The following is a 25,782-nucleotide window of genomic DNA, read 5'->3' on the forward strand; positions in this document are numbered from 1 at the left end:
CGGGGCCGGTGGGCGCCTTGCTGCAGGGCCTCGGACCGCTGCTGCTGGCCGCCGCCTGCGGCTGCGGTGTGCTGCTGCCGCAGCTGTCTCGCGCCCAGGCCGACGACGAGGACACGGCCCGTGCCGACGCCCGGGCCGACCGGGCGCTCGACGAGGCCACCCAGGACAAGGCCGAGGCCGACAAGGCGCCGGTGTTCGACACCGGCGTCACCACGCTGGAGGCCGGTGCCAACGCCGCCTACCGGCTCGAGGTGCGTGCACCGAACCCGCTGCGCACGCTGCTCGTGCGCCACCTCGATCTGGCCCGTTTTCGCGAGCAGGCCGACATCTCGGTGGTCGAGGTCGGCCGCCTGATCGCCGCCGCGCCCGACCAGACACGCAGCCTGCTCGAGCCCGAGGGCTACTTCAACGCCCGTGTCGAGGTGAAGCGCGACGACGACCCGGCCGGCGGCCCGCCGACCGTGAGACTGCGGGTCGATCCCGGCACGCCGGCGCGGGTCGGCCGCGTGCAGCTCGAAATACAGGGCCCGTTCGGTGACGCGATGAACGCCGGCGACAAGGAGCTGAACACCCGGTGGCAACGCCTGACCGCGCGCTGGCCGCTGAAGACCGGTGCGCCGTTCAGCCAGTCGGCCTGGACGGCGGCCAAGAACACGCTGCTCGCCAACCTGCGAACGCGCGGCTATGCAAACGCCAGTCTCTCGGGCACCGGTGCCGAGGTGGACGCGCCGAACAACAGGGTGCGGCTGTTCGTCGTCGTCGACAGCGGGCCGCTCTACCGCATCGGCGAGGTGCGGGTCGAGGGACTGGAGCGCACCCCCCAGGAGGCGGCGCTGAACGTCCTGCCCTTCGAGATCGGATCGACCTACACCGAGAAGAAGCTGCTCGACTACCAGGAAGCGCTGCAGAAGTCGGGACTCTACGAAGGCGTGGCGGTCGAGCTCGATCAGAGCCCGGAGGGCGCCGATCATGCGATCGTCTACGCCAAGCTGCGCGAGAACAAGGTGCAAAACGCCACGCTCAGCGTCGGCTACTCCAGCAACACCGGGCCGCGGGTCGGCATCGAGCACACGCACCGCCGCGTCTTCGGCCACGACCTCGTCGCCACCACCAAGCTCAAGATCGGCCGCGACGAACGCACGGCCTCGTTCGACCTGCTGACCTATCCGCAACCCGGTGGCTACCGCAACCTGCTCGGCCTGAGTGCCGACTACCTCGACGCCGGCGGCGCGCTGACGCAGACCCAGCGGGTGCGCGTCGGCCGCACGCGCGACAGCGAGCGGGTCGACCGCCTCTATTACCTGGAATACAACCGCACCACGCTCGAGACCGCGACCGCCCGCAGCACCGACCGCGCGCTGCTCGCCAACTACGAGTGGGTGCACCGCGACGTCAACAACCTGGTGTTCCCGACCCGTGGCCTGATCCTGAGCGCCCAGGGCGGCGCCGGCGTGGCCTACGACTCCGACAACGACCGCGGCCCTTTCAGCCGCCTCTACCTGCAGGCCGTCTGGTACCAGCAGTTGCCGGGCGGCTGGCTCGGGCAGTTGCGCGGCGAGGTCGGACAGGTGCTGAAGAAGGACTCGCTGGGCATTCCGGACTCGCTGCTGTTCCGCGCCGGCGGCGACGACTCGGTGCGCGGCTACGGCTACCGCACGCTCGGCCCGGTGCGCGACGGCGCGGTGGTCGGCGGTCCGGTGCTGGCCACCGGCAGCCTCGAGCTGGCCCATCGCCTGTCGAACAGCTCGCCGAACTGGCGCAACTGGTACGGCGCCGTCTTCGTCGACGCCGGCAATGCCGCACAGACCTGGGACGACTACGACCCGGCCATCGGCTACGGCGTCGGCGTGCGCTGGCGCAGCCCGATCGGCCCGCTGCGGATCGACCTCGCCTACGGTCAGCAGGTCAAGGCGGCGCGGCTGCACATCAGCGTGGGAGTGACCTTCTGATGGCGGTCGATCGCGCACCGCCGTCGCGCCCGCCGCCCCCGGCCCGGCCCGCGCCGCGCGCCCCGCGCCGCTGGCCCTGGCTGCTGGGCGCGCTGCTCGCGCTGCCGCTGGCCGCGGCCGTCCTCGTGGCATCCGCGTGGCAGGCGCTGCACACCGAGGCCGGCACGCGCTGGTGGCTCGAACAGGCCGCCCTCCATGTGCCGGGCCTCGCGCTCGAACAGCCCCGCGGGGCCCTGCTCGGGCCCGACAGCGAGTTCTCGCTGCTGCGGCTGTCGGTCACTGTCGGGCGCAGCGCGGTGCGCATCGACGGGCTGCGATCGAGCGGCCTGCAGCTCGGCGACTGGCGCATCGAAGCCCCGTTTGTCCACCTGCAGGCCCGCACGCTGGCAGCCCGGAGCGTGGTGGTCGAGCTCGCGCCCTCGCCCGAGCCGGCGCCGCCGGCGAGCGCGCCCGTGCAGCTGCAACTGCCGTTGACGGCACGCATCGACGCGCTGCGCATCGAGCGGCTTCAGTTGCCGGGGCTCGGCACACCGATCGAGGCCCTGAGCACCCGCCTCGAGGCCGGCGCCACCCACCGCATCGAGGCCCTGGCACTGCGCTGGAACGGCCTGCAGGCCGAAGGCGGCGGCCAGATCGAGGCCACCGCGCCACTGCAGCTGCGTGCCCGCTTCGCACTGCACAGCGCCGCCGGCGCCACCGAGACGCAGGTGCCGGCCTGGGCCCGCGACGTGACGCTGGCGCTGCAGGCCGCCGGGCCACTGAGCCGCTTCGATGCGCAAGCCACCGTGGTGATGCAGGCGCAACGCATCGACGCGAAGGCCCAGGTCACGCCCTTCGACGCCTTGCCGGTGTCACAGCTCGACGCACGCTTCGCGCAGCTCGACCTGGCGCGGCTGCTCGCTCCGTTCGTGCCGGCCACCGGCAGCCCGCCGCCGACCACCGAATTGAGCGGCAGCGCCGTGGTCCAGCTCGACGCCGATCAGCCGCTGGTGCTGCGGGCCCAGGTGCGCAACGACGCACCGGGCCGCTGGGACCAGCGGCGCGCGCCGCTGCGCGAGATCGACCTGCTGCTGCGAGGCCGCGGCACGGCCTGGGAGATCGAACGCGCCCACGTGCAGCTGGCATCCGACGCACGCACCCCGGCCGGCCGCATCGAGGCCAGCGGCCGCATCGACGGCCGCAACGCGCAGGCGCAGCTCAAGCTCGACGGCGTGCTGCTGCAAGGGCTGGACCTGCGCGGCCCGCCGCTGCGGCTGAGCGGCCCGGTCGACCTGAAGCATGTGCCGCCGGCCGCCGGACTCGACCCCGCGCCGGCCTTCGGCCGCCTCGAATTCGACGCGCGGCTCGACGGCGCGCTGCTCGGTCCGGCCCAGCGCAATGCGCCTGCGCCGCTGCGCGGCAGCGTGCAACTCGCGCTGCGCGGCAGCGCCACGCCGACGCTTGCCGTCATCGACACGCTCAGCGCCCGCGCCGGCGCGGCCCGGCTCGACGGCAAAGGCCGCGCACAGCGCACCGGCGAGCGCTGGGACACCGAGGCCGACCTGAAGCTCTCGGCCTTCGACCCGGCGGCGTGGCTGCCGGGCGAGCCCGCGGCAACCTGGCGCCGCAGCCGCAATGCCCTCAACGGCCAGGCCAGCCTGCGCGCTCAGCTGCCGGCGGTCGCCGCCGATACCGCCGCCCTGCTGAACGGCTTGCGCGGCACACTGCGCGCCGACCTGAGCGACAGCGCCTTCGCCGGCCAGCCGCTCGCGCTGAAGCTGGAGGCCGACGCCGACGGCCGCGGCCAGCTCAGCGCCAAGGTGAACGCCAGTGCCGCCGACAACCAGGCCCAGCTCGACCTGCGGTTGCGCGCACCGGTGCGTGGCAGCGGGGCGCCGGCCACCGGCGACGAGCAGCTGACGCTGCGGCTCGACGCACCCGCCCTCGCGCAACTGGCGCCGCTGGCCGATGCGCTGGGGCTCGGTGCGCTGGCCGGCGGCGCCCAGCTCGAGACCCACGCCGAAGGCGCGCTCGGCAGCTGGCTGCTCGGCGGCACGGCACGCGCTGCGCTCGTCACGCGCGGCAGCTTCAAGTTCGATCGTCTTCAGGTCGGCAGTGTCCAGGTCGAGACGGCGAACGGCCAGTGGGAAGCCACCTTGCCCGGCAGCGACGCCGGCGGCAGCGCGCTGGCGCGGACCGCGCTGCAGGCCCAGCTGGCGGCCGCCAACCTGCGCCTGCCGGGCTTGCTGCTGCCGAACGCCACGCTGCAGGCCGACGGCACGCTCGGCGAACACCGCGCCAGCCTGCACGCCACGCTGCGGCAGCTGCAAACGCCCGGCAGCGAAGGCGGCGCCGAGCCGGCGCCGCTGAGCCTGGTCGCCCGCCTCGCCGGCGGCTGGCGCGCGGGCGAAGCCGGTGCGCCCAACATCTGGCGCGTGAGCCTCCCCGAGCTGGCCCTGCTGCCCGCGCCCGAGGCTCCGGCAAAGCCGGCCGCTCCCGCCACAACCGCCTCAGCGGGCGATGGCAACGCCATCAGCACGACCCGCCCTGCACCGCTGCCGCTGGTCGTGGCGCGCGACCTCGCCTTCGAGCTGCAGCAGGACGAACGGCTGCTGCGCTGGCAGATGGAGCCGGGCAGCGCCGACGTGCTGGGTGCGGTGCTGCGCTGGCGCACGCTGCGCTGGGAGCGCCGCGGCGACGCCGCGCCGCAGCTCGACCTGCAGGCCGATGTCGAGCCCTTCGAGGTGGCCCGCCTGCTGCAGCGCCTGCAGCCCGACTTCGGCTGGGTCGGCGACCTGCGCGTCGGCGCGCAGCTCCGCGTGCACAGCGACCCGACGGTGAGCGCGCGCATCGAGATCGTGCGCACCGGCGGCGACCTGCAGATCAACGAGTTCGGCAGCATCCAGCCGCTGGGCCTGAGCGACGCACGCATCGAATTCACCGCCGACGCCGGCGTGTGGCGCTTCACGCAGCTGGTTGCGGGCAGCAACCTGGGGCGCGTGGTCGGCTCGCAGACGGTGCACACCACCCCGGGCCTGTTGTGGCCCGCTGCCGATGCGCCGGTGGAAGGCGCGCTGCGGGTGCAGGTCGAGAACCTGGGCGCCTGGGGCGCCTGGGTGCCCGCCGGCTGGCGGCTGGGTGGACAGCTGGACGGCACGCTGCTGGTCGGCGGGCGCTTCGGCGGGCCCGACCTGACCGGCGAAGTCACCGGCCGGCAGCTCGCACTGCGCAACGCGCTGGAAGGCGTGGCGCTGTCCGACGGCGCGCTCGATGCCCGCTTCGAGGGCGGCACCGCACGGCTGACGACGCTGCGCTTCAAGGCCGGCGAGGGTGAATTGCGCGCCAGCGGCGACGCGCGCCTCGGCGAGCAGCCGCAGGCCCAGCTGCAGGTGAGCGCCGAACGCGCCACGGTGCTCGGCCGCGTCGACCGGCGCGTCGTCGTCAGCGGCAAGGCCAGCCTGACGCTCGACGCGCAGACGATCAAGATCGACGGCGACGTGCGGGCCGACGAGGGCCTGGTCGACATCAGCCGCAGCGACGCGCCGACGCTCGGCGAGGACGTGACCGTGCGCCGTGCCGACGACGCAGCCGACGCCGAGGCCGCACCACGCCGCGCGCCGCGCGCCGTCGACCTGCGCCTCGCGCTGAACCTCGGACCGCGCTTCAAGCTGCGCGGCCGCGGCCTAGACACCCGGATCGAAGGCGACCTGCGCCTCACCACGCCTGGCGGCAAGCTCGCCGCCCACGGCGAGATCCGCACCGACGCCGGCACCTACGAGGCCTACGGCCAGAAGCTCGCCATCGAGCGCGGCGTGATCACCTTCGTGGGCGACATCGCCAACCCGCGGCTCGACATCCAGGCGGTGCGCGCCAACACCGACACCCGCGTCGGCGTCATCGTCGGCGGCAACGTGCAGTCGCCGCGGGTGCGGCTGTTCTCGGACCCCGAGCTGCCGGGCACCGAGAAGCTCGCGCTGCTGGTCACCGGCCGCAGCTACGACAGCCTCGCCGGCGGCGACATCCTCCTGTTGCAGCGCGCCGCCTTCGCGCTGCTGGCCGGCGATGGCGCCGACGGCAAGAACCCGCTGGACGTGGCCGGCCTGCTGCAGCTCGACGAGCTGTCGGTGCGGCAAAGCGACGGCGCCGTCAAGGAGACCGTGGTCACGGTCGGCAAGCAGATCTCCGACCGCGTCTACGTCGGCTACGAGCGCGGCCTGAACGCGACGGCCGGCAACTGGCAGCTGATCTACCGCATCGCGCGGCGCTTCACGCTGCGCGCCCAGTCGGGCGAAGACCCGGCGGTGGACCTGATCTGGATCTTCCGCTGGAACTGAAGGCGGCCCGGCCTCCTACAATCCAGCCCGCCGCCACCGTAGTTCAACGGATAGAACGGCCGCCTCCTAAGCGGCAGATACAGGTTCGATTCCTGTCGGAGGCACCAGAACCCACCTCCACAGCCTGGGAAGCCGACGCGACTGGCCGGCCGGCGCGTCCCACGTTGGCAGCTAGCCTCGCACCGCGCTCCGGAAGGCAGCCGAAAGCGCAGCAAGCGCATCGCGCGGCCGGCCGTCCTTGACCCTCGAGTGAAGCAGAACCGGCAAGCGCGGTAGATCGGGAAGTCCGAGCTTGGGGCCTACGTCAACGGCGCCAAATGGCAGCATGCGCGGAGCCAATGCAGCAACGCCGAGCCCGGCCATGACGGCCGCAGCGACCGCCGCAACGCCGCCGCCGACGAAAATTTCTGTCCAGGGCACGCCTGCCGCATCGAGAACCTGCCCGGCCATCACACGCACGCCGCAGGGCTCGGCAAGCGTGGCAAGCGGCAGGGGCTCGCCCGCGCGCTGCTGCCAGCTTGGCGCCGCGAACCAGCCGAACTGTTCTTCGGTAAGAAGTTCCCCGTCGCTGCGCCCGGCATGCAGGCGGACGATCACCGTGTCGAGTTCCCGCCGGTCGAAGCTTTGAAGCAGATCGCCCGACGATCCGATGCGGATTTCGATCAACAGCTGCGGGTCTTGCGCGTTCATGCGCGCGATCAGCGCGGGGAGATCCGGCCCCGCAACATGGTCGCTGATGCCGATGGTGAGGCGCTGCCGGGCTTCGACAAACACGGCGAGCGCCCGATCGTGTGCCGCCAAGAGTTCGCGGGCGTGTTCGAGGAAGGCTGCGCCCCGCGCCGAAAGCTGCACGTAGCGGGGCGTCCGCTCCACGAGCCGGCAACCGAGCCGCTCTTCGAGCCGCTTGAGCTTCAGGCTGACCGCGGCCTGCGTCGTCTGCATGGCTTCGGCCGCGCGCGTGAAGCTGCCAAGCTCGGCGATGCGCACGAAAGCCTGGACGGCATCCAAGTCGAGGGGGCGCTCGATCATTTCTGATGATTATCTTTGATATCAACTTTCATAGCTTGCTGAAATAGTCAGGCGGCATTTACTGTTGAGCCCGGATTGAATTGAAAGGACCCCAGATGCCGCTGCTACACCTCTCCCTGCGCGCCGGAAAGCCGGAAGCCTACCGGCAAGCGATCTTCGACAGCCTTTACCGCGCGATGCACGAAACGTTCAACGTGCCCGAAGACGACCAGTTCATGACCATCACGGAGCATGACGCTGCGAACTTCCGCTACGGCGCGTCTTATCTTGGCATCGCCCGGAGCGACGATCTCGTGTTTATCCAGATCACCGCGAACAACACCCGCACCGTGGAACAGAAGAAAGAGCTGTTCCGGCGGATCGCGGAGCTGCTCGGCGAACGCCCCGGCGTCCGGCCAGAGGACGTGTTCGTGAGCCTTGTCGAGGTCGCGAAAGAGAATTGGTCGCTTGGCAACGGCCTCGCGCAATACGCTTGAGGTGATTCTGTCGAACGCGGCCGCATTTTGCGGGCTGCTGAGCGCCTGAGCGCAGGCCTGCACATGCTCTCTGTTGGCCACCATCCAGGCAAGCCAGCAAGCTCAGCGGCCAATCCATTTCGCGGCCGCGGTGGTGATGTTCGTGCTTCTGGGCTACATCGCTCGCTTTTGTGCCGATAGGACTTGGGCTGCAGCCGGTTTGCTGGACGCCAGCTTGCCCTTGCCACTCACCGCACCCGCATCGCCCGCGACAGCAGCAGCACCGGGATCAGCCCGACCACCACGATCGCCAGCGATGGCAGCGCCGCCTCGGCCAGGCGCTCGTCGCGCGCGAACTGGTAGGCCACGACGGCCAGCGTGTCGCTGTTGAAGGGCCGCAGCACCAGCGTGGCGGGCAGCTCCTTCATCACGTCGACGAACACCAGCAGCGCCGCCGCCAGCGCCGAGCGTGTGAGCAGCGGCGCATGCACGCCGAAGAACAGCCGTGAGGCGCCCGCTCCGAGCGTGCGCGCGGTGTCGTCGAAGCTGGCCGGGATGCGCGCATAGCCCGCTTCCACCGACTGCAGCGCCACCGCCGAGAAACGCACCAGGTAGGCATAGAGCAGGCCGCCGATGCTGCCGGTGACCGCCGCCGTGACCCAGCCGGCCACGCTGGAGCCCGGTGCCGCCGCCTGCACCCAGCCCACCGGCAGCAGCAGGCCGACCGCAATCACGGCCCCGGGCACCGCATAGCCCAGCGACACCAGGCGCGCCAGCGGCCGCACCGCCCCGCCGGAGCGGCTGCGCAGCACGAAGCCCAGCAGCACGGCCAGCGCCACAGCGGCCAGCGACGCGATCGTCGCGAGCTGCAGGCTGGTCCAGGCCCAGCCGGCAAAGCGCAGCCACGGCAGGCCGAACTCGCCGTGGCGGGCTTCCAGCCACACCGCGCGCAGCAGCACCGCCACCGGCAAAACGAAGCCGAGCAGCACCGGCATCGCGCACAGCATGAAAGCCAGTGCCGCGCGGTGCCCGCTCAACACCACCGGCCGGGCTTCGCGCGCCGCCGCACCAGCACGGCCGCTGGCATAGCGCAGCTTCGCCTGCGCGCGCCGCTCGGCCCACAGCAGCAGCGCGACGACGAGCAGCAGCACGGTCGCCAGTTGCGCTGCGGCAATGCGGTCGTCCATCGCCAGCCAGGCCTTGTAGATGCCGGTGGTGAAGGTGGCCAGGCCGAAGTAGGAGCCCACGCCGTAGTCGGCCAGCGTCTCCATCAGCGCCAGCGCCACGCCGGCCGCCAGCGCCGGCCGCGCGAGCGGCAGTGCCACCGCGCGCACGCGGCGGCCCAGGCCGGCGCCGAGCAGGCGCGCGGCCTCCATCAGGTGCAGGCCGCGCTCCATCAGGGCGCCGCGCGTCAGCAGGTAGACGTAGGGGTAGAGCGCCAGCGTGAACAGCACCACGGCGCCGGGCAGGCTGCGCACGTCGGGCCACAGCGGGCCCCGGACACCGGTCAGCGCCCGCAGCGCAGTCTGCAGCGGGCCGCTGTATTGCAGGAAATCGGTCGTCGCGAACGCCAATACGTAGGCCGGCATGGCCAGCGGCAGCAGCAGCGCCCACTCGAAGACGCGCCGCCCCGGGAACTCGAACAGGCTGACCGCGGCCGCGGTCGCCCCGCCCAGCAGCGCGACCCCCACCGCCACGCCCGCGGCGAGCAGCACGGAGCTCATCGCGTAGCCCGGCAACACGGTGCCGGCCTGATGGCGCAGCAACTCCAGGCTCTGCGCCTGGGGTGACAGCCAGGCGCCGAACACGCCCAGCAGCGGCAGCGCCAGCAGCGCACACAGCACGACGGCGAGGCGCCGCATGCTCAGTCAAGGCTCCGTGCCGCGCCGGCGCCGCGGCGCTGCCGCTCTCCCGCGAGACGACATGACCGGAGGCCGCCAGCGAGCAGGGGCACACGAATGCGAACGAATTTCATTTGAGGTCAGCCCGGTATCATAGGACGATGCTGCTGCGCCTCGAAAACGTCTCGATCCGCTACCCCGCGGCGCACCCGGCCGGCAGCGAGCGCCCGGCAGTCGATGGGGTCTCGTTCGGCCTCGCCGAGGGCGAGATCGGCGTGCTGATCGGCCCGTCGGGCTGCGGCAAGACCTCGCTGCTGCGCGCCGTGGCCGGGCTCGAGCCGCTGGCCGGCGGTCGCCTCTCGCTCGGCGACGAACGGCTCGGCGACGCCGCGAGCGGCCTGCACCTCGCCCCCGAGCAGCGCCGCATCGGCATGGTGTTCCAGGACTACGCGCTCTTTCCCCACCTGAGCGTGGCGCAGAACGTGGCCTTCGGCCTGACCGGCCTGCCGCGCGCGCAGCGCGAGCCGCGGGTGGCGGAACTGCTCGACCTGGTCGGGCTGGGCAGCGCCGCCAGGCGGGCGCCGCACCAGCTCTCGGGTGGGCAGCAGCAGCGCATCGCGCTGGTCCGGGCGCTGGCGCCGGCGCCCAGGCTGCTGCTGCTCGACGAGCCCTTCTCCAGCCTCGACGTCGACCTGCGCGAGCGCCTCGCCCAGGAGCTGCGCGCCATCCTCAAGCAGACCGGCACCACGGCCCTGTTCGTCACCCACGACCAGCTCGAGGCCTTTGCGCTGGGCGACAGGATCGGCGTGATGCACCATGGTCGCCTGGAACAGTGGGACAGTGCCTACCAGCTCTACCACCGACCGGCGACCCGGTTCGTCGCCGATTTCATCGGGCACGGGGTGTTCACGGCGGCGCACATCGTCGCCGGCAGCGACGGCCCGCTGGTGCACACCCCGGTGGGCGACCTGAACGATGTCGAGGAATGCCCCCTGCCGAGCGCCTACCCGGGCGGCGAATGCGACGTGCTGCTGCGCGCCGACGACATCGTCCACGACGACAGCTCGCCGGTGAAGGCCCGCATCGAGCGCAAGGCGTTCCGGGGCTCCGAGTTCCTCTACACCTTGCAACTCGCCACGGGCGAGCGGGTCCTGGCCCATGTGCCGTCGCACCACGACCACCAACTCGGCGAATGGATCGGCATCCGCGCCGAGGTCGATCACGTGGTGACATTCCCGCGCCGGGCATCCACATGAACCCGGGAACGTAGGTAAAAGCCTGCAAAGTCTTCCAAAGCAGGCAACTTCGGAACACCGCACCGACTCATAGGAACGAAGCCAGTCCTATACTGGATCGCAGCAATCGAAAAGGACGCGGGACGTCATGGGTGCAAAGACAAAAGTGGCTGGGTGGATCACCCTCGGGTTGGTTGCAGGCGCACTGACCACGATGCAATTGACCGCGACCGCGCGCAACCCGTCGGCGGCGCTGCCGCTCGAGGAATTGCAGCAGCTTGCCGCGGTGTTCGGCATGGTCAAGAGCGACTACGTCGAGCCGGTCGACGAGAAGAAGCTGATCACCGACGCGATCGGCGGCATGGTGGCCGGCCTCGACCCGCACTCGCAGTACTTCGACAAGAAGACCTTCAAGGAATTCCGCGAAGGCACCAGCGGCCGTTTCGTCGGCGTCGGCATCGAGATCGGCATGGAAGACGGGCTGGTCAAGGTCGTCACGCCGATCGAGGGGTCGCCGGCCTTCCGCGCCGGGCTCAAGAGCGGCGACCTGATCACCAAGATCGACGACAGCTTCGTCAAGGGCCTGACGATGGACCAGGCCGTCAAGAAGATGCGCGGCGAGCCCAACACCAAGGTCATGCTGACGGTGTTCCGCAAGGCCGAGAGCCGCAGCTTCCCGGTCACGATCACGCGCGAGGAGATTCGCGTGCAGAGCGTGCGCTCGAAGGTGATCGAGCCGGGCTACGCCTGGCTGCGGGTCAGCCAGTTCCAGGACCGCACGGTCGAAGACTTCGCCACCAAGCTGAACGACTTGTACAAGCAGGACCCGGCCCTCAAGGGCCTGGTGCTCGACCTGCGCAACGACCCGGGCGGTCTGCTCGAAGCCTCGGTCGCGATCTCGGCGGCCTTCCTGCCCAAGGACGTGACGGTGGTCTCGACCAATGGCCAGATCGCCGAATCGAAGGCGGTGTTCAAGGCCAACCCGGAGTTCTACACGCGCCGTGGCAGCGACCCGCTGAAGAAGCTGCCCGAGGCCTTGAAGAACGTGCCGCTGATCGTGCTAGTGAACGAGGGCTCGGCCTCGGCCAGCGAGATCGTCGCCGGTGCGCTGCAGGATCACAAGCGCGCCACCATCATGGGCAGCCAGACCTTCGGCAAGGGCTCGGTGCAGACGGTGCGCCAGCTCTCGCCCGACACGGCGCTGAAGATCACGACCGCGCGCTACTACACGCCGAGCGGCCGCTCGATCCAGGCGACCGGCATCGTGCCCGACGTGTGGCTCGACGAAACGGCCGAGGGCAATGTGTTCGCCGCGATCCGCACCCGCGAGGCCGATCTGGAAAAGCACATCTCCAGCGGCCAGGGCCCGGAGGTCAAGGACCCGGCCCGCGAGAAGGCGCGCGAAGAAGCACTGAAGAAGCTCGAGGAAGCGAATGCGAACGCAAAGGACAAGGACAAGGCGCCGAAGCCCTTGCCCGAGTTCGGCAGCGCCGAGGACTTCCCGCTGCAGCAGGCGCTCAACCGCCTGAAGGGCAAGACGGTGCTGGCCTCGAAGACCCAGACCGAGCGCAAGCCCGAAGACACCAAGACGAACTGAGCGAGTTTCCCGCCTCGCAAAGAGCCCGCTTCGGCGGGCTCTTTGTTTGCGGCCCGCCACACGACCGCAAGACGGCAACGCTATCCTCGCGCCATGAACGACGACCAGTTGCTGCGCTACAGCCGCCACATCCTGCTCGACGAGATCGGCGTCGAGGGCCAGCAGCGCATCCTCGACGCGCACGCGCTCGTCATCGGCGCCGGCGGGCTGGGTTCGCCCGCCCTGCTCTACCTCGGTACCGCCGGCGTCGGCACGATCACCGTGGCCGACCACGACACCGTGGACCTGACCAACCTGCAGCGCCAGATCGTGCACGACATGGCAGGCATCGGCACGCCGAAGGCGCAGTCGGCCGCGCGCAGCATCGCGGCGATCAACCCCGAGGTGCGGGTGCAGGCGCTGACCGAGCGCGCTGACGCCGCGCGGCTCGACGCGCTGGTGCGCGAGGCCGACGTGGTGCTCGACTGCAGCGACAACTTCGCGACGCGCCACGCCGTCAACCGCGCCTGCGCCACGCACCGCAAACCGCTGGTGGCCGGCGCGGCGATCCGCTTCGACGGCCAGATCTCGGTCTACGACGTGCGCGACGACGCCAGCCCCTGCTACGCCTGCCTGTTCCCCGAAGACAGCGCCTTCGAGGAGGTGCGCTGCGCGACGATGGGCGTGTTCGCGCCGCTGGTCGGCATCATCGGCAGCATGCAGGCGGCCGAGGCGCTGAAGCTGCTGGCCGGCATCGGACCGACGCTGGCCGGGCGGCTGCAGATGCTCGACGGCCGTGCGATGGAATGGACCGAGATCCGCATCGCGCGCCGGGCCGACTGCGCCGTGTGCGGGCCCCGGCACGGACGCGCGGGGTAAGCTGAGCACCATGGACGAATCAACCCACGATCTGCGCGCACGCAACTTCCCCTCGGCGCAGGAGGACGTGGCCGCGGCCACCCCCGTCTCGCGCTACGCAGGCCCCGAAAGCGCCTACCGCCTCGCCTTCGACGACAGGGAATTCCTGCTGCGCGAGGAACTGCGCCCGGTGCGCATGCAGCTCGAGTTGCTCAAGCCCGAGCTGGTACAGCGCGAGCACCGCATCGAGTCGACCATCGTGATCTTCGGCAGCGCACGCATCCTGCCGCGCGACGAAGCCCAGCAGCGCGTCGCCGCCGCCCAGACACTGGGCGATGCGGCCGCGATCAAGCGTGCCGAGATGCAGCTGGCGATGTCGCATCACTACGAGGAAGCGCGGCGCTTCGCCGGCATCGTGACAACGGCGTCGAAGCAGCTCGACGAGCCGATCGCCATCGTCACCGGCGGCGGCCCCGGCATCATGGAGGCCGGCAACCGCGGCGCCTTCGAAACCGGCGGCCCGAGCATCGGCCTCAACATCGTGCTGCCGCACGAGCAGGCACCGAACGACTACATCACGCCGGAGCTGTGCTTCCAGTTCCACTACTTCGCGCTGCGCAAGATGCACTTCCTGATGCGCGCGATCGCACTGGTGTGCTTCCCGGGCGGCTTCGGCACGCTCGACGAGACCTTCGAAGCGCTGACGCTGATGCAGACCGGCAAGATCCGCCGCCGCCCGGTGCTGCTGTTCGGTCGCGAGTTCTGGACCAAGCTGGTCAACTTCGACCTGCTGGTCGGCACCGGCATGATCAATGCCGAGGACCTGAAGCTGTTCCACTTCGTCGAGAGCGCCGAGGAGGCCTGGGGTGTGATCGAACGCCACTACGGGCTCGACGCCGTCGACACCCTGACCGGCGCGTTCGCCGAGGACATTTGAATCCCGGAGGGGACATGAGCGTCGACACGAGCCTCGCTCCGAAGATCTCGCTGATCGGCGCGCCCACTGACATCGGCGCCGGCGCCCGCGGCGCGTCGATGGGCCCCGAAGCGCTGCGCGTCGCCAACCTGCAGAACACGCTCGAGGCGCACGGCCTGGAGGTCGTGGACCGCGGCAACCTCGCCGGCCCCAGCAACCCCTGGCTGCCGCCGACCGCGGGCTACCGCCACCTGACCGAGGTCGTCGCCTGGAACCTCGCGGTGCACGAGGCGGTGCACGCCGAACTCGGCCGCGGCCGGCTGCCCATCCTGCTGGGCGGCGACCACTGCCTCGCGATCGGCAGCATCAGCGCCGTGGCGCGCCACTGCCGCGAGGCCGGCAAGAAACTGCGCGTGCTGTGGCTCGACGCCCACGCCGACTTCAACACCAACGTGCTGACGCCCACCGGCAACGTGCATGGCATGCCGGTCGCCTGCCTGTGCGGCCGCGGCCCACAGGCCTTGATCGAGATCGGCGGCCAGGTGCCGGCGATCAACCCGAAGTGGGTGCGCCAGATCGGCATCCGCAGCGTCGACGCCGGCGAGCGGCGGCTGGTGCACGAGGTCGACCTCGAGGTGTTCGACATGCGCTACATCGACGAGATGGGCATGCGCCACACGATGGAGCTCGCGCTCGCGACGCTGGACGCCAACACCCACCTGCACGTGAGCTTCGACGTCGACTTCCTCGACCCGCCCATCGCGCCCGGCGTCGGCACCACCGTCAACGGCGGCCCGACCTACCGCGAGGCGCAGCTGTGCATGGAGATGATCGCCGACACCGGCCGCCTGGCCTCGCTCGACGTGATGGAGCTGAACCCGGCCTTCGACGTGCGCAACGCCACCGCCGTGCTCGCGGTGGACCTGGTCGAGTCGCTGTTCGGCAAGAGCACCTTGATGCGCAAGTAGGAAGACGCGAAGCCCGGGGCCGTGGCCCCACATACCAGCTCTGCGGTCGCCCCCAAAACCATGTGAGGGCGGTGCTGCTTCCCGTCAGGGTTTTGGCCCGTGTCTGGGCTATAAATACTCCCGACAGGGCGTCACCTCACACGGCGCCCAAATTCTATTTGACCTTTACGCTCGCTCATCCGATTCTCGGGAGCGCCGCGTCCGTGTGCGATCTTGATTGCCCTCGCCCACCCGCCTGAATATTCATTGAATTGTCAAACTCCAGATGAGGCTTGCCAATGGTTAAATTCTTCAGATCCGGGTTGGCACTCTACCTTCTGATTCTCATCATCGGCTTTGGGGCATTGTATTTTTCATACAAGTTCTACAACCCATTTCCGTGGCATGATGATTTCATAGAGTACCATAAAATGTACCTGCGGCCGTTCGATCCGGCCGCAGCCATGGCGCCGTTCACATTTCGTCGCCTCAGCGCCTTGTTCACACACGCCATCTACGCGATTGGTATCTATTACCCGGCAGATATCGTATTTCACGAGCCGGGGTACACCCAGCGCATGTTCTTCGCTGCGCTGTTCTCCAACTTCCTGTGCCTGACCGGTGCGGCCTGGCTCGCAGGCAAAGCGGTGAAAATCATCACCGGGACGCGCGGTCTCGTGTATCCGTTGATAGCCGGCACATTGTGTTTCCTTTCCTACTATACGCAGTTCGCCGTGCTCACCGGATATACAGAAGGAATGACCTGGTTTCTTGTGGCCGCTGCTTTTGTTGCCTACCTCGGGCGGCGTGTCGGTGTGTTGGCGATCATATTAGTGCTGTCGATCGTGCAGCGTGAGTCGGTGAGCGTTGCGTTCGCAGTGATAAGTGCCGCCGGCATGGTGTTCGATCGGACGCAGCGCCCGTTCAACTACAAGGTACTCTTGATTTCTATCGCATGCTTCGCCGGCTATTTCGTGATGCGAAAGTTTTCCGGCATCAGTGGTTACGAGAATCAGACGAGCCCCGCGGCCTTGTTGGCGGCCTTGCTGGCATTCCCGATAGACAAGCAGATCATATTCAACGGCTTCTTTGCCCAGAACGTCATCATCCTGTACTTTATTGTCTCGGTGGCCGTTTTCAAGTTGGTTCCGGAGCATCGTTTTTGGATGCCTGCACTGACAGTGACTTTCCTGGTGATATTCGTGCTCGGCATCCTGGCCGGCATCGGCGGCAACGTAGGGCGGATCTGCGCGATTCTGACGCCTATTTTTGCGGCATTTTCGGCCGTCTCGCTGATGAAACTCGAACAGGCGCTGGACGCTGCGAATCGCGCCCCGACCGGATCGACTCCTGCGGTTTGATCCGCAGAACATCGAAAAGCTTGCCCACTTCAGGACGCACCGTAGACCAGCAGCACACTGGCAATGACGATCAACTGGCTCACGTGATCCTTGGCGGTGAACACGACCGGATCGTCATGCAGTTCGTTGCGGTAGGCCTTCATCCAGATGCGAACGATCCAGTAGAGCAGCAGCGGACACAATCCCCAGAGGATGTGCGGATGCCGGTACTTCAGAGCGATCAAGGGGTCGTTCATGTACAAGGAGATGGTCAGGATCGATATCTCACCGGCGGTCACGCCGGCCGCGAGCACGAACAGACCGTCACCGGAAGAATAGGTGCGACCCTTGATGCTCGAGCGACCACCGCCCTTCAGTTCGTCGATCTCGACATAACGCTTGGCGAGCGCCAGACTGAGAAAGATGAAGATCGAAAAGGCGAGGATCCAGAACGAGAACTCCACCTCGATGGCAGCCGCGCCGGCGAGGATGCGAACGGTATAGAGCGAAGCCAGCGCGAAGACGTCCAGCAGCATCTTGCGTTTGAGCCACAGCGAGTAGACCGTCGTCAGCGCCAGGTAGCCAAGAAGCATCAGGGCCGCCGGCATCGGAAGGGCAAGGAAGGCCCAGGCCACTCCGAACAGAAGCAGCGAAAGCCCGATGAGCATCGCGTGTGCGATCGGGATCACGCCGGATGCAAAGGGACGGTTGCGCTTGCGCCGATGCTGCCGATCGGCCTCGAGGTCCAGCAAGTCGTTGAATACGTAGATGGACGACGCACACAGTCCGAAGGTGATGAACATCCATAGCTCGCTGACATCCATCGAAGGCGTGGCCGAACGCAGGATCGGCAGCAGCGGGACGAACACCAGGAGGTTCTTCAACCATTGATGGAGTCGAATGCCGTAGAGATAGTCTCGCAGGCGCGCCTTCGGCAACCCGATCTCGGCCTCGATGGGGGTCGATTCGCGCACCCGCCGCCCGAGTGCGGCCGAATTCGAGACGACCACGGCGGATGCCGCGCCGGACCATACGGCCAAGTCGACGAATCCGTCACCGACATAGCAGAACGGTTGCCCCGCGGCATCGGCCCGAATCGCGTCCAGCTTGCGGCGGCCCGAGAGATTGGTGGACCCGTCGGAAGCGAGAACCGCGTCGAACAGCCCCAGATGCCGGGCGACCGCAGCGGCAAACGACTCGTCGGAGGCGGTGGCCAGCACGACGCGACGGCCTTGACCACGTGCACGACGAACCAGGTCGAGCACTTCGGGCCGGTACGGGAGCAGCGCCCAGTCGAAGCTCACTCGCTGCGCGATTTGCTGTTTCATGTAGGCCTTGCCGCGCATCAGCCACGCCGGTAGCCGCAGGGCATCGAGGGGCGAGGCCCGCAACAGTTTCAGCACGGATTCATGCAACAGGTCGGTCGCGATGAGTGTCCCGTCGAGATCGACGTAGACATTGGGTGGGAGCGTCGTGGTCATCGATGCTCCCATCGTGTCGACCCGACGACACCAGCGGCCAAGCGGATGCGAACGACGGGCATGCTCAAGGTCCCGAGATGTACCTGGCTATATCCCGAACGATCCGCGCGTTGTCGAACTCCGGTTGCCACCCGATCTCGAGTGACTCGTCGATCGACAGCACGTGCGCCTGAGAGAGCATCAACAGTTGCTCCCTGGCCAGCAACCTGAACCCCGTTGCGGCAGAAACCAGATGAACAGGGGCGAGTGGCAGCCTGATTCGCCTCACGGGCTCGAGATCGAGTTCATCCTCTATTTCGTCAACCCATTCGAGAATGGAGAGCGGCGATGGCGCGGCCGCGTTGAAAAACCCCACGGCCGACACTTCGATGATGCGTGCGATCAGCGACGCCACATCCCTGACGTGCACCATGCTCGTCGCGTGTGTGCCGGAGCCGGGAATCATGACCAGGCCATGGTTCTTCATCGTCGACACAAAGGAGCGGAACAGGCCTTCGCGTCCGACCCCACCGATGATGCAGGGGATCACGGTAGCGCTTCGATTGCTCAGGGATCGGACGTGCTCGAGTGCTGCCAGCTTCGAGATGCTGTAGACGCCTTGACCCGCCATTTCGCTCGTCGTCCCGTACGACGTCGACCTGTTCTGCTCATACATCATGCTGGTGCCGACATTCACGAAATGCGTCGGTTCGCCGGCATAGCGTTCGCACAATCGTGCCGTTGCGACCACGTTGTTGTCGTGGAAGTAATTCTTCCGCTTGATCAGCGGCAGGTCTCGCGACACGTACTGGACCGCGGCGGCGTGCAATACGGCGTCGACGGCCGGCAAGCTGGAGACAAAAGCGCGATCGCGCAGATCCCCTTTCAACTCGACGGCGCCTTGCCGGTCGGTCGTCACGACGCCATGACCTCGCCCGCCAAGCAGTTCGGTGCATGCCCGCCCCAGGAAGCCGGCTGCGCCGGTGACGAGTATCTTCATCGAGCGCCAGTCATTTGATGGCCTGCGATGAATGTCGCCGTGTCAAGACTTGGAAACGAGCCAGACACCGACGATGATCACCGCAATCCCGCCGAGCTTGGTCGCGGAAAGAGATTCACCAAACAAGTAGCGGGCGGCCATCGCGTTCACCACGTAGCCGATCGAGAGCATCGGGTATGCAACGCTGACGGGAACCCGGGACAGTGCCGCGATCCAGATGGCGACGCTGAAGACGTAGCAAGTCAGCCCGCCGACGATGAACGGCTGCAGAACAATGTTCTGGATCTGCGATATCCAGGCACCCTGACCTGCACCGATGACACCGATGACATTGGTGCCCGCCTTCAGCATCAATTGAGCCGCTGCGTTCAAGAGCACGCCGATCAGGATCAGGGCAAAGCTGACAGTGGTCATGATCGATACGCGGCTTCACCCATGGTCTGATTCCCGTGGTCCCGGACACGGCTCGCGGGCAATGTTGCGCCTGTTCCGCAAGCGCGCGGCGATTCCATCTTGACGCTGCGCTGACCGCCGTGCGTGGCGTTGGCAATTCGCTGCTCGCGGTGACCGTCTGCCAGCGATGCGTCAGCTATTTGCCGATGCCGCGAATCAGCACGGCCCGTGCCGCCGTCGGAAATCGCGCGGCAGTTCCGGCCTGGTTTGCGCGAACAGGCCGCGCCGCGCCGCGCGGGCGCGCCCCTCCTCGTCGGCGTAGGGGCCCGGATCGCCGTGGTAGCGCGCCGACCAGGCGTGGCCTTCGCTGACCAGCCAGGCGCCAACGTCGTCGTGCCCGAGCCATAGCGTGCCGACGGCGCGGCCGTACTCGTCGGTCGCACGGCGACGCACCGTGACATGGCGGTCCTGCACGCGCGCCGCCAGCGCGGCACCGGCCTCGCTGCCATGCGCCTGGCAGCGCTCCGGCGCATCGAGGCCGAGCAATCTCACCTTGACCGGTTTGCGGCGGCCCCCACCGCCCTCGGCAGCGGGACGCACCCAGACCGTGTCGCCATCGGTGACGCGCGTGACGACCCCTTCGAAACGGACCTCGCTCGCCGCCGCGCCCATGCCGAGCAGGCCCCCGGCGAGCAACAGACCCCATCGGATGCGGCGCATGAGCCGCTGCGTCACGCAGCGCCCCACAGGTGCCACAGCCACCCGCCGAATGCGCCCGCGCACAGCAGCCACGACAGCGCGATCAGTGCCGCGCCCCACAGCATCTTCGGCAGCCGCTCGGGGCTTGCCTCGGCTTCGCGCAACCGCGCCTGCCACAGCGCTTCGGGTGTCAGTTTGACGGCCAGCGCGATGCCCAGCGGCAGCAGCAGGAGATCGTCGAGCAGGCCCAGCACCGGGATGAAATCGGGGATCAGGTCGATGGGACTGAGCGCATACGCCAGCACCGCGATCGCCACCAGCTTCGGTGCCCGCGGCGTGTCCGGGTGCTTGAACAGTTTCCACAGCACGAGCAGGTGGACCGCGAGCCGCGCGCGGTTCGCGGCGCCGAACAGAGCGCCCGGTTTCATGCGGCGCTCCGGCAAGCCTTGGCCCACGGCGCCGTGACGATCCAACCCTCCAGCGGGTCCGGCACCGGCGGCAGGCCGTGGCGGGGCTGCGTCGAGGCCCAGGCCGCTTGCACGAGGCAGAGCACGGCGTCGAGCCGGTCGCCGCGGGCGTCGGCCACCAGCGCGTCGCGCTGCGCATGGCGCAGCTTCAGGCGCAGGCCGAGCCTCGAGCGGCCCTGCTCCAGCGCGTCGACGAGATCCTTGCGCGCGATCAGGCGCTCCGGCGTCTGCTTCGCGCGCTCGTCGCTCTTGTAGGAACGCGTGCCGATGAGTTCGCGCGCCAGCAGACCGGGGTAGCCCTCCAGCGCCACGCGCTGCGGATCAGCGGTATGCAACCCCGCGAGCGTGACCCCGGCCTCGAGGAGCCGCGGCACGCCGGCATGCAGCATGTAGGCGACCGGCGGGTTGACCCACTTCATCGACGGGCTCGAACCGGCCGGGCCATCGGTGGCGCGGTGGGCGAACTTGGCCCCTGCAGGCCGCGCCGCGCAGAACGCGGCGAAGCACGCGCGGATCTCGGCGCGCGACAGCGCAGCGTAGTGGCGCATCAGCGGCAACCAGGCCTGCGGCCAGCCGAGCGCTGCGACCAGTTCGCGCGGCAGGCCGAACGGCAGGTCGAACACGCCGAGCCAGGGCCCGGCTTGCTGCAGCGTCGCCGAGAAGGCCGCAAGATCCGGCAGCGGCTCGATCGCATCGAGGCGCAGCAAGCCGCCGACCGCGTGGCCGCGCGCCAGCACGATGGGCTTGCGGGGCGTGGGCGCGCTGCTGAAGTCGACACCCAGCAGCGGCAGCGGCGCGTCAGGGCAAGCGAGGGTGGGTTCTGACATGGACGCTGGGACTCTAACGGCCCGCGACAATTCGGGCATGACGCCCGTCTCCGAGTCCCCCGCCCGCTCCGCCCCACGCCGCCTGCCGCGCGGCGCGCTGATCGGCCTGGCCGGGGTGCTGGCGGCGCTGGCGGTGGTGTGGCAGCTGGCCGCGCACCGGCTGCAGCGGGAGATCGTCGCGGCGCTGGGGCCGCGCAGCGAGGTGGAATCGGTGGGCCTGGCCTGGGGTGGGGTCGAGATCCTCGGCCTGCGCATCGCGGCGGCCCCCGGCAGCGGCTGGCCCGCGGCCGACGAGCTGCGCGCGCCGCGCGTGGTGGTCGCACCGGATCTCTGGGCCGCGCTGCGCGGCCGCTTCGGCGTGCGCAGCGTCCGCATCGAAGACGGCTACATCTCGCTGCTGCGCGCTCGCGACGGCCAGTTGCAGGTGCTGCCGGCCTTGCTGGGCCGGCGCGCCAAACCGGCGGCTGAACGCAGTGGCGGCAGCCTGCCCACGGTACGCATCGGTGAGGTGCAGCTGCGCGGCACCGAGATCGCCTTCTACGACGCCTCGGTGCGCCGGCCGCCGCTGGCGCTGCGGCTGGTGGACATGCAGGCGCAGATCGGCCCGCTCGCGCTGCCGGCCCTCGACGAGCCGACGCAGATCGACATGGTGGTGGTGGTCAAGGGCAGCAAAGCAGGACAGGACGGCCGGCTCGAACTGCGGGGCAGCGTGACCGGCACCACGCGCGACGCCGCACTGAAGCTCGGCCTGCGTCGCGTGGACCTGCTGGCGCTGCAACCCTATGTGAACCAGGTGGCCGAAGGCGGTGTGAAGCGCGGCACGCTCGACCTCGACCTCGCGCCCACCGTGAAGCGCCAGCAGTTGCACGCGCCCGGGCACATGACGCTGAGCCGGCTCGAGCTGGGCGACGGCAATTTCGCCGGCTTGCCGCGCAAGGCGATGGTGGCCTTCATGGGCAAGCACGATCGCATCGAGCTCGACTTCACGCTCGAAGGCCGGCTCGACGACCCCGCGTTCTCGCTGAACGAGAACCTGGCAACGCGCGTCGCCTCCGCACTGGGCAATGTGGTGGGCCTGAGCGTGGAAGGCGTGGTGGAGGGCGTCGGCAGCGTCGTCAAGGGCCTGTTCGGGCGCTGACCGGGCCGCGCGCGGGCCCCTGGCGCGCAGTCACGCTCAGCCCAGCGCCAGACCCGCCACCCCGAGGGCGATGCAGGCCGCCCCGGCCAGCCGCCACCCCGGCTCGCCCTCGCCCAGCAGCCGCCCGCCCAGCAGCGCCGCGAACAGCATCGACACCTCGCGCGCCGGCGCCACGTGCGACAGGGGCGCGAGCTGCATCGCGTACAGCACCATCACATAGGCGGCCGGGCTGAACACCGCGACCAGCAGCGCATGCCGCCACTGCGCGCGCCAGGCCGTCAGCAGCGCCTCACGGTCGCGCAGCATCGGCAGCATGAACGGAATGCGCAGCAGGTTGCCGAAGTAGTCCACCAGGATCGGCGAGACCGCGAGCAGCTTCACCGCCGCGCCGTCGATCAGCGTGTAGGCAGCGATCGTGGCACCGGTGGCCATGCCCCAGCCGAGGCCGGCACGCGCGCGCTGCGCCGCCGTATCACCGGCGGCGTGGCGACCGCTCAACGCCCTCAGCAGCCGCGGCCCGCCGGCAATCAGCACGATGCCGGTCGTCACCGCCAGCACACCGCCCGCGCCGATCGCCGAGAGCGACTCGCCGAGCAGCAACACGGCACCCAGCGCCGACAGCAGCGGCCCGGTGCCGCGTGCAATCGGATAGACCACCGTCAGGTCCGACGCGCGGTAGCCGCGCAGCAGGATCGTGAAGTAGGCCAGGTGCGTGAGCCCGCTGGCCAGCACCGCCGCCCACGCCAGCGGGCCCCAGCGCGACAACTCGCCCCAGGCCGCCCAGACGCCGACCGGTGCCCACAGCGCCGCGACCATCAGCGCCGTCAGCAGCACGAAGCGCTGGTCGCCGCCGGCCCGCTTGGCGGCGAGGTTCCACAGCGCGTGCAGCAGCGCGGCGGTCAGGACGAGGGCAAGGGCGGCGGCGGGCAAGCGGCGGCGGCTCGGAAGTGTTCAGAACGCCTGCCGCCACTTCACCGACAGCAACCAGTTGCGCGGCATCCCGGGCTCGAAGTAGCGCCCGTTGCCGTCGTTGACGATCACGCTGCCGGCGTAGTCGCGGTCGAACAGGTTGTCGACGCGAATCAGCGCGTCGATGCGGCTGCCCTCGGCGAGCTTCCAGCTTTGCGTGGCACGCAGCGCCCAGGTCGCCCAGCTGCCGGCGAAGTCGGTGTTGCGGTCGTTCACGGCCACCCGGTCCTGGGCCCGCAGTTCGGCGGCGAGCTCGGTGCTTGCCGTGCCGAGGGGACGCCACGCCAATTCCGCAAACGCGCTGCGCGGGCTGGTGCCGGCAATGCGGTTGCCGGCAGGGACCACCGCCTGGTTCTGTGGATTGGCGGCGTTGCAGGGCGCGGCGGTGCAGGTGGTGAAGTTGTCGTCGTAGGTCGCCGAGAGCCAGGTCAGCGCCAGCGCGGTGCGCCAGTGGGGGTCGATGCTCCAGCCTGCGCCCAGCTCGGCGCCGCGGCGGGTCGTCGAGCCGACGTTCTGGAACGTCGAGCGGCCGCCGGCATTCGTGGCCACGCCGATCTCGTCGTCGGTGCGGGCCTCGAACACCGCGAGGTCCGCCGTCAGGCCGCGCTCGTCATCCCGCCACTTGGCGCCGAGTTCGAGTTGCCTGCTGGTCTGCGGCCGCAGTGCGGTGTTGAAGCCGCCCGTGTTGTCCGGCTTGTAGGCCAGATCGCCCAGGGTCGGCGACTCGAAGCCTTCACCGGCGCTGGCGTAGAAATTCCAGCCCGGCAGCCCGCGCCACTGCAACGCGGCGACCGGGTTGGTGTAGCTGAACTTCAGCGTGCTCGAGTCGTCGCCGTTGATACCGGAGATGTAGTGGTCTTCGGTCTTGAAATGGATCGAGCCGCTGCGCACGCCCAGGGTTGCCAGCCAGTTCTTCGCGAACTCGATCTCGCCTTGCGCATAGCCATCACTGCTGCGCACGCTGTTCTTCTCGTCGCGACGCAGGTTGCCCGTGACGCCGAGCGCGGTGGGCGCAGTGGGATCGCCGATGAAGTTCTCGTAGCCGAAGCGATCTTCACCGCTGCGCTCGATTGCAGCGCCGGCGATGAACTGGGCGGTGCGATCGCCCTCGAGCGCCCAGCGCCAGACCAGCCGGGCATCCAAGCCCTGGTAGTCTCGGTCGAAGTCGATCACACCGCCTGGATGGCGCGCGGTGTTCGGCGGCGGGGTCGGGTTTCTCTGCGTCAAGGTCGGGATCGCCTGCCACTGCGTGACCGACCGTTGACCGGCGTAGGTCGTGAACGAGCTCTCGCTCAGCGGCCCCAGGTTCTCGAACCGATGCCGCCAGTTCATCCCGACCTGGTCCTGCGACAAGGTCTTGCGTGTGTTGAACTGGGTCGCGACCGCTGCGGTTTGCCGCGGATCGGCATCGAACTGCGCGCGCGTCAGGCCCAAGGGATCCTCGGCTGGCTGGTCGATGTGGCTGACGCTGACGATCACCGTGTCGCGCTCGCCGGTCCAGCCCAGACGCAGGTTGGCCAGCGTGCGGCGCGCACTGCTCTGCGGGCGAAAGCCGTCGTAGTCCATGTAGCTCGCGCCAAAGCGCAGGTCGAAGCCGCGGCCCGGCTCGTCGCCGAGCGGCGCCTGCACCGTCACGCGCCCCTGCTGCAGGCCGAAACTGCCGATGTCGGCATCGAGCTCGCCGTAGCGCTCGCGCACCGGCTGGCTCACCAGCGCGATCACGCCGCCCGAACTGTTGCCATAGAGCGCGCTGAACGGACCGCGCAGCACCTCGATGCGCTGCGCCCCGGCAAGGTCGAAGTGCGACACCTGCCCCTGCCCGTCGGGCGTCGAAGCGGGAATGCCGTCGCTGTAGAGCCGCAGGCCGCGCACGCCGAAGGTCGATCGGGCCCCGTAACCGCGTGAATTGATCTGCAGGTCCTGCGCGTAGTTGTTGCGGTTGGCGACGACGAGACCCGGCACCCGCGCCATCGCTTCCGACAAATTGATCATCGGCCCGGCGTCGCGCAGCGCCTCTTCGTCAACGACGGTCACCGAGTACGGCGTGTCGAACGCACGCTGCTCGAAGCCCTTGCCGGTGACGACGACCGGCGCAAGTGTCTTGCTCGCCCCCTCGGGAGCCGCCGCCTCCTGCGCCCGCAGGGCGGGGACGAGGCCGATCAGGGCACAGGCGGCGACCACCGGCTTCACCCGCAATGAAAGGGTGCGACGCTGGACTGGCAACATGGAATCTCCTCTGGGTATCGGGTGAGTGCAAAAGCGCGCGGACTCTAACCGCGGCCCCACCCCGTCCCAATAGAGAAAATCTGCAAAAGGGAGTGGGAATGACGAGGCGCAAGCGGCGGCTTTGGCGAGGCTTGCGCCGCGTCG

20 protein-coding genes and 1 tRNA gene are annotated in these 25,782 nt (G+C 69.1%); 11 read left to right on the top strand and 10 right to left on the bottom strand.

The window, feature by feature from the left end; genetic code table 11:
* The first annotated feature begins 8 nt into the window (after positions 1 to 8).
* From ACQY9S_RS10240 to ACQY9S_RS10250, 3 genes are all read left to right on the top strand, one after another.
* Positions 9 to 1,949: an autotransporter assembly complex protein TamA gene (locus ACQY9S_RS10240; RefSeq protein WP_428425426.1), complete on the top strand. Its 1,941-nt coding sequence runs from the start codon at positions 9 to 11 to the stop codon at positions 1,947 to 1,949.
* Positions 1,949 to 6,262 (top strand): translocation/assembly module TamB domain-containing protein, encoded by a 4,314-nt coding sequence (locus ACQY9S_RS10245; RefSeq protein ID WP_428425428.1) that lies wholly within the window; start codon positions 1,949 to 1,951, stop codon positions 6,260 to 6,262. Before ACQY9S_RS10240 ends, ACQY9S_RS10245 begins: the two co-directional genes overlap by 1 nt.
* 32 nt (positions 6,263 to 6,294) lie before the next feature.
* Positions 6,295 to 6,369: transfer RNA gene (locus ACQY9S_RS10250), tRNA-Arg, on the top strand.
* A gap of 64 nt (positions 6,370 to 6,433) precedes the next feature.
* Here the strand turns inward: ACQY9S_RS10250 and ACQY9S_RS10255 are convergent.
* Complete coding sequence (locus ACQY9S_RS10255) at positions 6,434 to 7,291, bottom strand: LysR family transcriptional regulator (protein WP_428425430.1); 858 nt, start codon at positions 7,289 to 7,291, stop codon at positions 6,434 to 6,436.
* A gap of 95 nt (positions 7,292 to 7,386) precedes the next feature.
* On the opposite strand from ACQY9S_RS10255, the gene ACQY9S_RS10260 reads away from it, so the two are divergent.
* Positions 7,387 to 7,767 (top strand): tautomerase family protein, encoded by a 381-nt coding sequence (locus ACQY9S_RS10260; protein WP_428425432.1) that lies wholly within the window; start codon positions 7,387 to 7,389, stop codon positions 7,765 to 7,767.
* Between the two features lie 227 nt (positions 7,768 to 7,994).
* Here the strand turns inward: ACQY9S_RS10260 and ACQY9S_RS10265 are convergent, their stop codons facing one another.
* Entirely contained in the window at positions 7,995 to 9,608 is a 1,614-nt protein-coding gene (locus ACQY9S_RS10265) for an ABC transporter permease (protein ID WP_428425434.1), read from the bottom strand.
* A gap of 140 nt (positions 9,609 to 9,748) precedes the next feature.
* Here ACQY9S_RS10265 and ACQY9S_RS10270 point away from each other — a divergent pair, with 140 nt between their 5' ends.
* The 6 genes from ACQY9S_RS10270 (at position 9,749) to ACQY9S_RS10295 (ending at position 16,480) form a co-directional block, all read left to right on the top strand.
* Complete coding sequence (locus ACQY9S_RS10270) at positions 9,749 to 10,843, top strand: ABC transporter ATP-binding protein (protein ID WP_428425436.1); 1,095 nt, start codon at positions 9,749 to 9,751, stop codon at positions 10,841 to 10,843.
* A 127-nt stretch (positions 10,844 to 10,970) separates the two neighbouring features.
* Complete coding sequence (locus ACQY9S_RS10275) at positions 10,971 to 12,419, top strand: S41 family peptidase (RefSeq protein WP_428425438.1); 1,449 nt, start codon at positions 10,971 to 10,973, stop codon at positions 12,417 to 12,419.
* Between the two features lie 93 nt (positions 12,420 to 12,512).
* Positions 12,513 to 13,277, top strand: a complete 765-nt coding sequence (locus ACQY9S_RS10280; protein ID WP_428425440.1) for a HesA/MoeB/ThiF family protein — start codon at positions 12,513 to 12,515, stop codon at positions 13,275 to 13,277.
* A gap of 10 nt (positions 13,278 to 13,287) precedes the next feature.
* Positions 13,288 to 14,193 (top strand): LOG family protein, encoded by a 906-nt coding sequence (locus ACQY9S_RS10285; protein WP_428425442.1) that lies wholly within the window; start codon positions 13,288 to 13,290, stop codon positions 14,191 to 14,193.
* Between the two features lie 14 nt (positions 14,194 to 14,207).
* Positions 14,208 to 15,140, top strand: a complete 933-nt coding sequence (rocF, locus tag ACQY9S_RS10290; RefSeq protein ID WP_428425444.1) for an arginase — start codon at positions 14,208 to 14,210, stop codon at positions 15,138 to 15,140.
* A 278-nt stretch (positions 15,141 to 15,418) separates the two neighbouring features.
* Positions 15,419 to 16,480: a hypothetical protein gene (locus tag ACQY9S_RS10295; RefSeq protein WP_428425446.1), complete on the top strand. Its 1,062-nt coding sequence runs from the start codon at positions 15,419 to 15,421 to the stop codon at positions 16,478 to 16,480.
* Between the two features lie 29 nt (positions 16,481 to 16,509).
* Here the strand turns inward: ACQY9S_RS10295 and ACQY9S_RS10300 are convergent, their stop codons facing one another.
* The 6 genes from ACQY9S_RS10300 to ACQY9S_RS10325 all read right to left on the bottom strand — a co-directional run bounded on the left by ACQY9S_RS10300 (position 16,510) and on the right by ACQY9S_RS10325 (position 21,305).
* Entirely contained in the window at positions 16,510 to 17,940 is a 1,431-nt protein-coding gene (locus tag ACQY9S_RS10300; protein ID WP_428425448.1) for a UbiA family prenyltransferase, read from the bottom strand.
* Positions 17,941 to 18,004: 64 nt separating this feature from the next.
* The gene (locus ACQY9S_RS10305; protein ID WP_428425450.1) at positions 18,005 to 18,919 is read right to left on the bottom strand and encodes an NAD-dependent epimerase/dehydratase family protein; all 915 of its coding nucleotides are present in this window, start codon (positions 18,917 to 18,919) and stop codon (positions 18,005 to 18,007) included.
* 42 nt (positions 18,920 to 18,961) lie between these two features.
* Positions 18,962 to 19,333 (bottom strand): SMR family transporter, encoded by a 372-nt coding sequence (locus ACQY9S_RS10310; protein WP_428425452.1) that lies wholly within the window; start codon positions 19,331 to 19,333, stop codon positions 18,962 to 18,964.
* A gap of 195 nt (positions 19,334 to 19,528) precedes the next feature.
* Positions 19,529 to 20,032: a thermonuclease family protein gene (locus ACQY9S_RS10315; RefSeq protein ID WP_428425454.1), complete on the bottom strand. Its 504-nt coding sequence runs from the start codon at positions 20,030 to 20,032 to the stop codon at positions 19,529 to 19,531.
* A gap of 11 nt (positions 20,033 to 20,043) precedes the next feature.
* Positions 20,044 to 20,439 carry a YkvA family protein gene (locus tag ACQY9S_RS10320; RefSeq protein WP_428425456.1) on the bottom strand — a complete coding sequence of 132 codons (396 nt, stop codon included), beginning with the start codon at positions 20,437 to 20,439 and terminating at the stop codon, positions 20,044 to 20,046.
* On the bottom strand, positions 20,436 to 21,305 hold the full coding sequence (locus tag ACQY9S_RS10325; protein WP_428425458.1) for a DUF429 domain-containing protein: 870 nt from the start codon (positions 21,303 to 21,305) through the stop codon (positions 20,436 to 20,438). Before ACQY9S_RS10325 ends, ACQY9S_RS10320 begins: the two co-directional genes overlap by 4 nt.
* A gap of 37 nt (positions 21,306 to 21,342) precedes the next feature.
* On the opposite strand from ACQY9S_RS10325, the gene ACQY9S_RS10330 reads away from it, so the two are divergent.
* Positions 21,343 to 22,443, top strand: coding sequence for a DUF748 domain-containing protein (locus ACQY9S_RS10330; RefSeq protein ID WP_428425460.1), 1,101 nt, complete (start codon positions 21,343 to 21,345; stop codon positions 22,441 to 22,443).
* 36 nt (positions 22,444 to 22,479) lie between these two features.
* On the opposite strand, the gene ACQY9S_RS10335 is transcribed toward ACQY9S_RS10330, so the two are convergent.
* The gene (locus tag ACQY9S_RS10335; RefSeq protein WP_428425462.1) at positions 22,480 to 23,373 is read right to left on the bottom strand and encodes an EamA family transporter; all 894 of its coding nucleotides are present in this window, start codon (positions 23,371 to 23,373) and stop codon (positions 22,480 to 22,482) included.
* 21 nt (positions 23,374 to 23,394) lie between these two features.
* The gene (locus tag ACQY9S_RS10340) at positions 23,395 to 25,638 is read right to left on the bottom strand and encodes a TonB-dependent receptor family protein (RefSeq protein WP_428425464.1); all 2,244 of its coding nucleotides are present in this window, start codon (positions 25,636 to 25,638) and stop codon (positions 23,395 to 23,397) included.
* Positions 25,639 to 25,782 lie beyond the last annotated feature (144 nt).

Origin of the sequence: Methylibium sp., from assembly GCF_965279545.1 — a bacterium.
In the GTDB taxonomy this organism is placed as follows: domain Bacteria; phylum Pseudomonadota; class Gammaproteobacteria; order Burkholderiales; family Burkholderiaceae_C; genus Methylibium.

Excerpts from the sequence above, each read along its gene's own strand:
- ACQY9S_RS10245 (WP_428425428.1), top strand. The coding sequence starts at position 1,949 with ATGGCGGTCGATCGCGCACCGCCGTCGCGCCCGCCGCCCCCGGCCCGG.
- ACQY9S_RS10255 (WP_428425430.1), bottom strand. The coding sequence starts at position 7,291 with ATGATCGAGCGCCCCCTCGACTTGGATGCCGTCCAGGCTTTCGTGCGC.
- ACQY9S_RS10260 (WP_428425432.1), top strand. The coding sequence starts at position 7,387 with ATGCCGCTGCTACACCTCTCCCTGCGCGCCGGAAAGCCGGAAGCCTAC.
- ACQY9S_RS10265 (WP_428425434.1), bottom strand. The coding sequence starts at position 9,608 with ATGCGGCGCCTCGCCGTCGTGCTGTGTGCGCTGCTGGCGCTGCCGCTG.
- ACQY9S_RS10270 (WP_428425436.1), top strand. The coding sequence starts at position 9,749 with ATGCTGCTGCGCCTCGAAAACGTCTCGATCCGCTACCCCGCGGCGCAC.
- ACQY9S_RS10275 (WP_428425438.1), top strand. The coding sequence starts at position 10,971 with ATGGGTGCAAAGACAAAAGTGGCTGGGTGGATCACCCTCGGGTTGGTT.
- ACQY9S_RS10280 (WP_428425440.1), top strand. The coding sequence starts at position 12,513 with ATGAACGACGACCAGTTGCTGCGCTACAGCCGCCACATCCTGCTCGAC.
- ACQY9S_RS10285 (WP_428425442.1), top strand. The coding sequence starts at position 13,288 with ATGGACGAATCAACCCACGATCTGCGCGCACGCAACTTCCCCTCGGCG.
- rocF (WP_428425444.1), top strand. The coding sequence starts at position 14,208 with ATGAGCGTCGACACGAGCCTCGCTCCGAAGATCTCGCTGATCGGCGCG.
- ACQY9S_RS10295 (WP_428425446.1), top strand. The coding sequence starts at position 15,419 with ATGGTTAAATTCTTCAGATCCGGGTTGGCACTCTACCTTCTGATTCTC.
- ACQY9S_RS10300 (WP_428425448.1), bottom strand. The coding sequence starts at position 17,940 with ATGACCACGACGCTCCCACCCAATGTCTACGTCGATCTCGACGGGACA.
- ACQY9S_RS10305 (WP_428425450.1), bottom strand. The coding sequence starts at position 18,919 with ATGAAGATACTCGTCACCGGCGCAGCCGGCTTCCTGGGGCGGGCATGC.
- ACQY9S_RS10310 (WP_428425452.1), bottom strand. The coding sequence starts at position 19,333 with ATGACCACTGTCAGCTTTGCCCTGATCCTGATCGGCGTGCTCTTGAAC.
- ACQY9S_RS10315 (WP_428425454.1), bottom strand. The coding sequence starts at position 20,032 with ATGCGCCGCATCCGATGGGGTCTGTTGCTCGCCGGGGGCCTGCTCGGC.
- ACQY9S_RS10320 (WP_428425456.1), bottom strand. The coding sequence starts at position 20,439 with ATGAAACCGGGCGCTCTGTTCGGCGCCGCGAACCGCGCGCGGCTCGCG.
- ACQY9S_RS10325 (WP_428425458.1), bottom strand. The coding sequence starts at position 21,305 with ATGTCAGAACCCACCCTCGCTTGCCCTGACGCGCCGCTGCCGCTGCTG.
- ACQY9S_RS10330 (WP_428425460.1), top strand. The coding sequence starts at position 21,343 with ATGACGCCCGTCTCCGAGTCCCCCGCCCGCTCCGCCCCACGCCGCCTG.
- ACQY9S_RS10340 (WP_428425464.1), bottom strand. The coding sequence starts at position 25,638 with ATGTTGCCAGTCCAGCGTCGCACCCTTTCATTGCGGGTGAAGCCGGTG.